A 9,278-nucleotide genomic window follows, 5' to 3' on the forward strand; every position below is an offset into this window, starting at 1 on the left:
TCAGTGTGAAAGGAGTTCAATGGGTGACATCATATGTTTTGATGATGGTCTCATACGCCGAGGACCCAAGTTCCCGGCAAATATAGAAGAACAGGACATCACAGATGACGAGCTGGGCGATACGGCTTGTCATGTTCATATACTGGATGTTTGTTTCTTCCTCGGTGATTTCTATTGCGATGTCGGCATTGCGCTTTGCTATGGAAGCATGGTTCTGGGTCAGTATGATGGTCTTGACACCCAATTTTTTGGCAAGCTTCACAACCTCGACCACTTCCTTTGTCTTGCCGGACAGGGTGATGAGGAACAGGACATCATTTTTTGTGGCATTTGACAGCCGGGTCATGCAGAGGTACTTGTCTGAAGTAAAGAACGCATTGATATTGACTCTATGTAGCTTCTGTTCCAGTTCATTTCCGATATTGGCGGAATCTCCGAGACCGAATATGAAAGTATTGTCGGATTTGGCGAAAAGCTGGGCCGCTTTTTTCATGGTGTCACGATCGACAATCTTTTCTGTGTTGTAGAGCGCCTGTATCGTATTCTTGAATACTTTATCGAAAATATCCTTATGGGTGTCATGCTCGAGATCAATGACCCTTGATATATTTTCCTTTTCCAGTGTATGGAGCTCCTTGGCAAGTTCGACTTTCAGTTCTTTGATGCCAGCAAGGCCAATCCTTTTGGAAAATCTGACGATGGCTGCATCGCTTGTATCACTGTTTCTTGCGATATCCTTGACGGGCATGTTGATGACTTTGGCAGGATTGTCCAACATGAAATCTGCAATCCGCTGCTCTACAGGTGTCATATATTCGTAACGTTTGCGAATCTGACTCAGTACCGAAAACATATCCTTTTCTCCTCTCACCCTTACTGTATGTATATTTATAATAACAGAATACTCAATCGATTATAAGCAGAATTGAAACAATATTGTGTGCAAATTCCGAAACCCGGTTCCCTCATTGCTCTTGAATGGTTGGTTCGGATGCCAGAGACTTCAGTTCGTACTTGGACATTCTGACATGACAATTGCCCATTTCAGTAGACAGTTCCACGCCCTCGGCTTTCTCTGAAGGGAAGATGCGTGCTGTCATGACAGCTGCCCCATCATTGATGAATATCTCTATGCTTGAAACATCAACGAATATCTGAAGTTTGAAAAGCGGTGCATCGAGCTTCGCTGTCCTAACAGTCCCATCGACATTTTCGGGCATTTCACCGCTGAAAGTCGTATCAAGAGCAAGTGTATGTGCTCCTGAATCGTAGATCAGACTGGTCTGTTCCCGTCTGCTTACTCTCAGATTAATGTATAACTGTGTAGCAGTATTTTCAAGAATATCCATTGTAAGCTCATAGCTGTCACCGTAGAAGTCTTTCATCTTCTTCGGGCGATGATCAAAATATCCTTCTGCTGTCATTTCAGCTGTTCTCAGAGCTGCCAGTGCGGCTGCCGGCCTCTGCTTCAGCACACCATTTTCAATGGACAGTGTCCGGGGCAGCGTCAGGCAGTGGGACCATGCTCCATCTGTTGGATAGACCGTCTCCTTCATCCCCATCCATCCTATGATGTAACGGTTGCCGGAAGCATCCTGCGTCGTCTCCGGCGCATAGAAATCAAAGCCTTGATCCAGTTCATGGAAGTCCCCATGCTTCATGGTCATCTTGTCCATATCCGTTCTGCCGAGAACATATCCAGACTGATAGATATTCCAGTAGCTGTGCTGATACTTGTCGAGTCCCTGTGGACAGAACATGAGGATATGGAATCCATCCAGTTCAAACAGTTCGGGTGATTCCCACATGAAACCGAACTGGTCGAGCTCTGTCTTGAGCTCGCCTATGTAATCAAATGCTTCAGGTTTCGTGCCGGTAAAGCAGAGCACACGCCCGAAGTCATTCTTAGTAGCTGCTCCCATTATCATACAATATCTGCCATTTTCTTTCCACACTTTTGGATCTTTCACAATCGGAGCATAACCTTCTGGTGCACCTTTTATGATGGATGCTGTATGGAGTGGGCGGAGCCCTCCCGCTTCTTCTCTGAATGCCGTATGATGCTGGAGTGAGGTATCCCCATCCATTATCGTGCGATATACATGCATATCATTCATTACAGAAGCGGAGCCTGAATCGGCTCCGTCCGGTAATGCATCCACTATTCCAAGATTATGATATACAGCAAGATCGTCCGATACTACATGATACAGATACTTTCTGCCCTGCGTGTAGAAAGGCGCCCACTGATATAGAATATGGTACTTGCCTTCATAGTATACAAAGCCGTCCAATGCATTCATGCTGCCCGCAGGCGGCTGGATATGATATTTCTGCCGCCACGGATTCTCCTGTGCCTTCTCAATCTGACCAGTCCAATTTTCACTGCTGCCATCAAGCGCCAGAGACGCTCTGGCATCCGGATTGAATTTCATCTGGAATACCCCCTAGTCGGAATCCAATGATTCTTCTAATGCTTTCTGCTCTGCTTTCAGATGTCTGCGATAGCCAATTTTGGAAATGAAGATGCTGATTTCATACAGGATGATCATCGGCACGGTAAGCAGTATATGTGTCATTACATCCGGTGGCGCAACGAGTGCCGCAACCACCAGCAGGATGAAATAGGCATATTTTCTGTTCTGCTTGAGGAATAGTGGTGTCAGCAGTCCGAGCTGTGTCAGGAACAGCACAAGGATCGGCATCTGGAATATGACGCCGAATGGCAGTACCGTCCTGAACAGGAAGCCGAAATACTGGTTGATTCCGATCGTGGTTTCGATGCCCATCTCCTCGGATAGTTCAAAAGTGAACTGGATGATGTAGGGTACAAGAATAAAATACCCAAAAGCCATACCGAGCAGCATGAGGACCATGACAATCGGTATATAGCCCAAAGTCAGCTTTCTTTCGTTACTGTACAGTCCTGGGGAAACAAATGCCCAGAGCTGGTAGAGTATCGCCGGCAGCACGATGACAAAACCGATGACAATGATGATCATCAGGTAGATTTTCAGGGGATCGGTCACCTGGAACGCGTGCATCTGGATGGTTTCCGTCCAGGGTGCATTCTGCATCTGGTAGATCAGTGGCTTGGATAGGAAAAATCCAATAACCATGGCGCCGACAAAAAAGTACATGACAATCAGCAGCCGTTTCCTCAATTCATCCAGATGTTCGGTGATCTCCCTTTTTTCCGAGTCGTTCATACTTCATTTTCACCTCTTTAAAAAAAAGGCGGCTTCCGCCACCTCTTCAGACCTTTATACTTTAGTTTCTTCAACTTTTTCGACTTCGACTGTTTCGATTTTCTTTGGCTGTTTCTTCTTGTCGTCGTCTTCGTCATCATCATCGTCGTCGGTAGCGAGACCTTTGGTTGCATCTTTAAACTCTCTTAAAGTTGAACCCATCGCACGTCCGAACTGCGGCAATTTTTTAGGTCCAAATATGATCAATGCTACAACAGCAATTACGATCATACTTGTCGGGCCTACTGCCATCAGTGTCACCGGCATTAATGTTTCGAGCATAGTATCCCTCCTAGATATGTTTCATATAAAAGAATAGTGCCTGCAATTCAACGCTCAAATCTATATTATGGACATAGATTTCATCACTTACATTCAATCTGATCGGTGTGAAGTTGAGTATGCCTTTGATGCCTGCTTCCACCAGACGCTCAGCCATATCCTGGCTGACCTCCACCGGCAGAGTGAGTATCGCAACATCTATGCTGTGTCTACTGATCAGATCCTCAAGCTCATCCGAATGATATACTGTCGTGCCATTGATGGATGTCCCGACAATCTGAGCATTACTATCAAAGGCAGCTACCACATTCATTCTATCATTTATGCTGTTGAATTTGTAGTTTAATAATGCACTGCCCAGGTTCCCTGCACCAATGATTGCCACATTTCTCACTTCATTACCCTGGATATGTTCCATGAAGAAATTCAGCAGGCTTTTGACGTTATAGCCATAGCCTTTTCTGCCAAGTTCACCAAAATAGGAGAAGTCCCTCCTGATTGTGGCTGAATCGATATCCAGTGCTTCACTGATCTCCCTTGAGGAAACTCTGTCAACACTTGTCTTCTCGGCATTCTTGAAAAATCTATAGTATAAAGGGAGACGTTTCATTGTTGCGTTTGGGATTTTCTTTTTACTGTTCAAATGTCCCACACCTTTTCTATTGCACTCTGTCGGTATATTATAGCATATCTCTATTTTCGTCGTGTAGTCATTGTCACTTAATTTCATCGTTTTTTTGACTTGTTTGTTGTAAAATTGAATGAAGTGGGGGAATTCATATGATAGTAATGCAATTAGGAAATGTAGGAAAATCATTCGGTACAGACCGGATTTTTACAAATATAAATCTTGAAATCAAAAAAGGAGAAACCGTCGGCATCGTCGGCAAGAACGGTGCTGGCAAGACGACACTGATGAAGATGATGGCTGGTGAGCTCAGTGTCGAAGATGGCAGAATTACGACCCCGAAAGGCATCTCCATCGGATATCTCACCCAGCAGATGACACTTGAATCCACGCAGACTGTGCGGGATGAAATGATGCGGCCTTTTGCCGAACTGCTGCGCACCCAGGAAGAAATGAATGCTACGACCGCCTGGCTTGCAGAACATGACTACCAGGACCTGTCATATGACGAACAGCTGGAGAAATACGATCGTCTGCAGAATACTTTTGAATCAAGCGGCGGCTATACCATCGATGCCCAGATCAAAACTGTACTCACCGGGCTCAATTTTTCAAACAGCGACCTTGAACGCAATGTCGATGCTTTCTCAGGCGGCCAGAAAACACGGCTTGCACTCGGACAGATGCTTCTGTCGAAACCTGATCTGCTGCTGCTTGATGAGCCGACCAACCACCTCGATATGAGTACGGTGGCATGGCTTGAACAGTATCTGAACAGTTTCACAGGGGCAATCGCAATCATCAGCCACGACCGCTACTTTCTGGATCGGACCGTGGATAAGATCTTTGAAGTGGAGATGCACCGTGGAACACTCTACCACTCCAACTATACGAAGTATGTAAAGGAAAAGGAAAAGAACTTCAGCCTTCAGGTGAAAGCATATGAACATCAGCAGAAAGAGATCAAACAGCTTGAAACATTCGTTGAAAAAAATATAGCGAGAGCCTCGACAAGCAATATGGCAAAAAGCAGACGCAAGAAGCTTGAGCAGATGGATCGCATGGACACACCGATGATCGATCGGAAAAGTGCACGGTTCTCCTTTGATATAACAAGAGAAAGCGGAAATGACGTGCTGAGAATCAAATCGCTCGCCATCGGATACGAGGAGACGCTGAACAGTGGCATCGATCTGAATGTCGACAAGGGTGACCGGCTCGCCATCATCGGCCCGAACGGTATCGGTAAATCCACTCTTGTAAAGACCATTGCCAAGCAACTGCCGAGACATGAGGGAGAAATCATCTACGGTACAAATGTCTCCATCGGCTACTATGATCAGAAGCAGGCGGAATTCACTTCCAATAGAAATGTATTGGAAGAGCTGTGGCATGAGTATCCTGAAATGAATGAAAGCGACGTCCGCAAAGTGCTCGGCCGTTTCCTGTTCACCCAGGAGGAAGTGCTGAAAAGTGTCAATGATCTGAGCGGTGGCGAAAAAGCACGTATACAGCTTGCCAGACTGATGCTCGAAAAGAATAATCTGCTCATACTGGATGAGCCGACCAACCACTTGGATATCGATAGTAAGGAAGTACTTGAAGAAGCACTGCAGAATTTCCCAGGAACCATCCTGTTTGTTTCGCACGACCGTTATTTCATCGACCGCATCGCTACCAAGATTGTTGAAATGGATCAGCAGCATGTAAAGGTCTATAACGGCGACTACAGCTACTACCGTCATAAGAAGGACGAACAGGCCTCCCTCACCATCCAGACCGAAAACAGCCAGGCAGGTGGGCAGAACGGTTCAGATTACCATCAGCAGAAGCAGAAGCGCAATGAAATGCAGAAATTGAAGCGTAGTGCTGCCAGAGTTGAAGAAATGATCCTTGAACTGGAAGAAGAAATTTCAACGATTGAAGAAAAACTTGCTGAACCTGAAGTTTATGGGGATTATGAAAAAGCCGCCGAATACGATCAGCAGCTGAATGATCGGAAAGAAGCATTGGAGCAGCAGATGCTGGAATGGGAAGCGCTCGAAGAACAGATTGAAGAAGTATAGGATAGGAACGTACATTCTTTTTTAAAGATTTGAACGGTCAGGTAAGACATACAGCTTTATACACATTAAGAAGTGCCTTGTATCGGGCATCTCTGCACTTTATCCACAAAGCCAACAGTTTATACACATCTTTATCCACACTTATATCCCCAGCATCCACGCCTTTTGACAAGCTTATAACAATATTACTAACAAGTTATCCACAGCCAATAACGAAACAAATGTTCTACATTCGAAGATAAAGGCAGTCCACAATTTTGGGACTGCCTTTTTATATGCTGTATTCTTCTATATCGATGTAGTTTCTGCCATTCAGATCCAGATCGCCGAATGCTTTATTGTTATAAAGATGATATGCTGCGGCGCCGATCATTGCTGCATTATCGGTACAGTATTTCAGAGCAGGGATACTTAATTTTATATCCTGCTCCTGGCAAAGTATTTCAAATTGCGCTCGGAGCCCGCTATTTGCTGCTACACCACCAGCAATAATCAAGTTCTCAACTTCATAATCCGCTACCGCCTGTATTGTTTTTTTCGTCAATACATCAATGACGCTCTCCTGGAAGCTTCTTGCTACATCCGCAGACTTCACTTCAAGGCCTTTCTGCCTGTGATTATGCAGTGTATTGATGACCGAAGACTTCAGGCCACTGAAGCTGAAATCATAACTGCCCGGCTCAAGGTAGGGTCTCGGAAAGTTGAAACTATCTTCGCCTTCCTTGCTGAGACGATCGATATGGGGGCCACCCGGATACGGCAGTCCGATGACTCTGGCTACCTTGTCGTATGCTTCGCCAACTGCATCATCTCTTGTTTCTCCAATGACTTCAAAGGACATATGATCTTTCATGTAGATCAGTTCCGTATGACCTCCGGAGACGATGAGGGAGACGAGTGGAAACTGGAGATCCTCCTCGAGCTGGTTGGCATATATGTGACCTGCAATATGATGTACAGGAATCAGCGGCAATTCATGTGCAAAGCTGAATGCCTTGGCTGCATTGATGCCGACCAGCAGTGCACCAATCAGGCCGGGACCTTCAGTCACCGCCACAGCGGATAGATCTGGAGGCGAAAGACCTGCCGTCTGGAGTGCTTCTTCAATTACTAGTGTTATCGTTTCAACATGATGTCTCGAAGCCACTTCCGGCACTACTCCGCCGAAACGTTTATGACTCTCAATCTGACTGACGACAACATTGGATAGAATTTCATTACCGTTTCTAATAATACTGCATGCTGTTTCATCACAACTCGTCTCGATACTCAGTATAATGACATCTTCATTCATTCAGCTTCACCCACATGACATGTGCATCCTTTCCGGGTCCATAGTAATCTTTACGGATTCCTCCATAAAGGAATCCTTCTTTTTCATAAAGCTTCATCGCCTTTTCGTTATCTACACTTACTTCCAGCGACAGTATATCAGCAGATTTTTCTGCATACGACTTGGCGTGCTGCATAAGCTGGCGGCCATAGCCCTGGCCCTGCTCCCTGCTACTGACGGCAATGGTTGTAATCTGACTCTGGTCGATGACCAGCCACATGCCGCAATAGCCGACAATGCTGTCTTCTTTTTCGATGACGAAGTAGTATGAGAACTGGTTGGCAGTCAGTTCCCTCAGGAATGATTCTATATTCCAGGAAGTCTGAGGAAAAGAAGCACACTCGATTTCATATACTGCTTCCAGGTCATCAATCGTCATTTCTCTTATTGTTGCGTGCGCTCCATCCAATTTTTCTCAGCCTCCGATACTTTCAGATATTCAGGCACCATACCATGGACATCCTCTTGGCGCATCATGGATTCATACTTCTCAATCGTACTGATACGCGGGACTGTATGAAGAAATGATTCTACATCTTCGCTGAACTTCTCTTCACCATCCAGAAGACATTGATGTTCCGGATATTCTGCCAACTGTTCATTCAATGCATCAAGGGATCTGTATCCAGCCTGCACAACCTCATCCATTCCATTCTGTCCCAATCGATAGGCTGCACTGTATACATTCCCTCTTCTGCCATCAAACATCGGAGCCAGTATGCCTTCCTTGTTGCTTGATGCTGCAATGACAGCCAATGAAGATACGGAATAGAGATCCACCCCGAGTGCGTGCGCCAGTGTCTTGGCAACAGTGACACCGATGCGGACACCAGTATAGGAACCGGGTCCCCGGGCAACTATAATACGATCAATATCATTTCGATTATACCCAGCTATATCAAACAGCCGGCTGACATGAACCATCACTGTAGCAGAATGTGTTTTTTTCACGGTTGTATTTATTTCCGCCAGACAATAGCCATTTTTGTTGAGTGCAACAGATAATGGCCTGTTGGAAGTATCAATTAGAAGGGAAATCATATGCCAATGCCTCCATTATTTTTGTATATTCCGTACCGGATGAGTTGAAACTGAAAACACGCGTCTCTTCATCTGCAACGGTAATATGGATTGATAGACGTTCATCAGGCAGGAAGTCTTCAATAAATTGTGGCCACTCTACAATCGAAATATCCTCGCCGTTGAAATATTCATCAAATCCCAGGTCCTCACCACTATCCTCAAGTCTGTAGCAGTCCATATGATGGATTGTCTGATTCCCACGATAAGTTTTAATGATGTTGAAAGTCGGAGAACTCATTCTTCTTTTGACACCTAGAGATCTGCCAAGAAATTGGGTGAATGTCGTCTTCCCGGCACCTAGATCACCAGAAAGAAGAATCACACTACCCGATTCCATATTATCCGCAATTATCCGGGCAAGCTTTTCAGTTTCACCCAGATCATTGATTTGAATAGTATACTCCATAATTACGCCACCTTATCTATCATATACTCCGATTATACAAAAAAAGAGACCTGTAAAGGTCTCAATGCGGCTCATCGCATCCATAATTTAATTATGTATTAGTACTGCCCGGCGGCGTCCTACTCTCACGGGACGTCAGTCCAACTACCATCGGCGCTGGAGAGCTTAACTGCTGTGTTCGGCATGGGAACAGGTGGGGCCTCTCCGCCATCGCCACCGGACAATATTGAAT

At 45.4% G+C, this 9,278-nt stretch carries 10 protein-coding genes and 1 rRNA gene; 1 reads left to right on the top strand and 10 read right to left on the bottom strand.

Annotated features, from left to right (window positions below; translation table 11 throughout):
- Positions 1 to 16 precede the first annotated feature (16 nt).
- The 5 genes from GQ671_RS12790 to GQ671_RS12810 all read right to left on the bottom strand — a co-directional run bounded on the left by GQ671_RS12790 (position 17) and on the right by GQ671_RS12810 (position 4,173).
- Complete coding sequence (locus GQ671_RS12790) at positions 17 to 853, bottom strand: MurR/RpiR family transcriptional regulator (RefSeq protein ID WP_160657954.1); 837 nt, start codon at positions 851 to 853, stop codon at positions 17 to 19.
- 112 nt (positions 854 to 965) lie between these two features.
- On the bottom strand, positions 966 to 2,435 hold the full coding sequence (locus GQ671_RS12795; RefSeq protein ID WP_160657957.1) for a glycoside hydrolase family 32 protein: 1,470 nt from the start codon (positions 2,433 to 2,435) through the stop codon (positions 966 to 968).
- Positions 2,436 to 2,447: 12 nt separating this feature from the next.
- Positions 2,448 to 3,209: a twin-arginine translocase subunit TatC gene (gene tatC, locus GQ671_RS12800; protein WP_160657961.1), complete on the bottom strand. Its 762-nt coding sequence runs from the start codon at positions 3,207 to 3,209 to the stop codon at positions 2,448 to 2,450.
- 54 nt (positions 3,210 to 3,263) lie between these two features.
- On the bottom strand, positions 3,264 to 3,530 hold the full coding sequence (locus GQ671_RS12805; RefSeq protein WP_380645303.1) for a twin-arginine translocase TatA/TatE family subunit: 267 nt from the start codon (positions 3,528 to 3,530) through the stop codon (positions 3,264 to 3,266).
- A 10-nt stretch (positions 3,531 to 3,540) separates the two neighbouring features.
- Positions 3,541 to 4,173, bottom strand: coding sequence for a redox-sensing transcriptional repressor Rex (locus GQ671_RS12810; RefSeq protein WP_281354851.1), 633 nt, complete (start codon positions 4,171 to 4,173; stop codon positions 3,541 to 3,543).
- Between the two features lie 137 nt (positions 4,174 to 4,310).
- Between GQ671_RS12810 and GQ671_RS12815 the strand changes: the two genes are divergently transcribed.
- On the top strand, positions 4,311 to 6,224 hold the full coding sequence (locus tag GQ671_RS12815) for an ABC-F family ATP-binding cassette domain-containing protein (protein ID WP_160657967.1): 1,914 nt from the start codon (positions 4,311 to 4,313) through the stop codon (positions 6,222 to 6,224).
- Between the two features lie 271 nt (positions 6,225 to 6,495).
- Here the strand turns inward: GQ671_RS12815 and tsaD are convergent, their stop codons facing one another.
- From tsaD to rrf, 5 genes are all read right to left on the bottom strand, one after another.
- The gene (gene tsaD, locus GQ671_RS12820) at positions 6,496 to 7,518 is read right to left on the bottom strand and encodes a tRNA (adenosine(37)-N6)-threonylcarbamoyltransferase complex transferase subunit TsaD (protein WP_160657969.1); all 1,023 of its coding nucleotides are present in this window, start codon (positions 7,516 to 7,518) and stop codon (positions 6,496 to 6,498) included.
- On the bottom strand, positions 7,511 to 7,966 hold the full coding sequence (gene rimI, locus GQ671_RS12825; RefSeq protein WP_322789486.1) for a ribosomal protein S18-alanine N-acetyltransferase: 456 nt from the start codon (positions 7,964 to 7,966) through the stop codon (positions 7,511 to 7,513). The genes tsaD and rimI overlap by 8 nt, the downstream gene beginning before the upstream one ends.
- Positions 7,942 to 8,598 (bottom strand): tRNA (adenosine(37)-N6)-threonylcarbamoyltransferase complex dimerization subunit type 1 TsaB, encoded by a 657-nt coding sequence (tsaB, locus tag GQ671_RS12830; protein WP_160657975.1) that lies wholly within the window; start codon positions 8,596 to 8,598, stop codon positions 7,942 to 7,944. Before tsaB ends, rimI begins: the two co-directional genes overlap by 25 nt.
- A complete protein-coding gene (gene tsaE, locus GQ671_RS12835; protein WP_160657995.1) occupies positions 8,579 to 9,046 on the bottom strand; it encodes a tRNA (adenosine(37)-N6)-threonylcarbamoyltransferase complex ATPase subunit type 1 TsaE in 468 nt (155 codons plus the stop codon). Before tsaE ends, tsaB begins: the two co-directional genes overlap by 20 nt.
- A gap of 106 nt (positions 9,047 to 9,152) precedes the next feature.
- Positions 9,153 to 9,267: ribosomal RNA gene (gene rrf, locus GQ671_RS12840) — 5S ribosomal RNA — on the bottom strand.
- Positions 9,268 to 9,278: the final 11 nt, after the last annotated feature.

The organism is Salinicoccus hispanicus (assembly GCF_009831115.1).
Lineage (GTDB): Bacteria > Bacillota > Bacilli > Staphylococcales > Salinicoccaceae > Salinicoccus > Salinicoccus hispanicus.

Excerpts from the sequence above, each read along its gene's own strand:
- tatC (WP_160657961.1), bottom strand. The coding sequence starts at position 3,209 with ATGAACGACTCGGAAAAAAGGGAGATCACCGAACATCTGGATGAATTG.
- tsaE (WP_160657995.1), bottom strand. The coding sequence starts at position 9,046 with ATGGAGTATACTATTCAAATCAATGATCTGGGTGAAACTGAAAAGCTT.
- GQ671_RS12790 (WP_160657954.1), bottom strand. The coding sequence starts at position 853 with ATGTTTTCGGTACTGAGTCAGATTCGCAAACGTTACGAATATATGACA.
- tsaD (WP_160657969.1), bottom strand. The coding sequence starts at position 7,518 with ATGAATGAAGATGTCATTATACTGAGTATCGAGACGAGTTGTGATGAA.
- tsaB (WP_160657975.1), bottom strand. The coding sequence starts at position 8,598 with ATGATTTCCCTTCTAATTGATACTTCCAACAGGCCATTATCTGTTGCA.
- GQ671_RS12805 (WP_380645303.1), bottom strand. The coding sequence starts at position 3,530 with ATGCTCGAAACATTAATGCCGGTGACACTGATGGCAGTAGGCCCGACA.
- GQ671_RS12815 (WP_160657967.1), top strand. The coding sequence starts at position 4,311 with ATGATAGTAATGCAATTAGGAAATGTAGGAAAATCATTCGGTACAGAC.
- GQ671_RS12795 (WP_160657957.1), bottom strand. The coding sequence starts at position 2,435 with ATGAAATTCAATCCGGATGCCAGAGCGTCTCTGGCGCTTGATGGCAGC.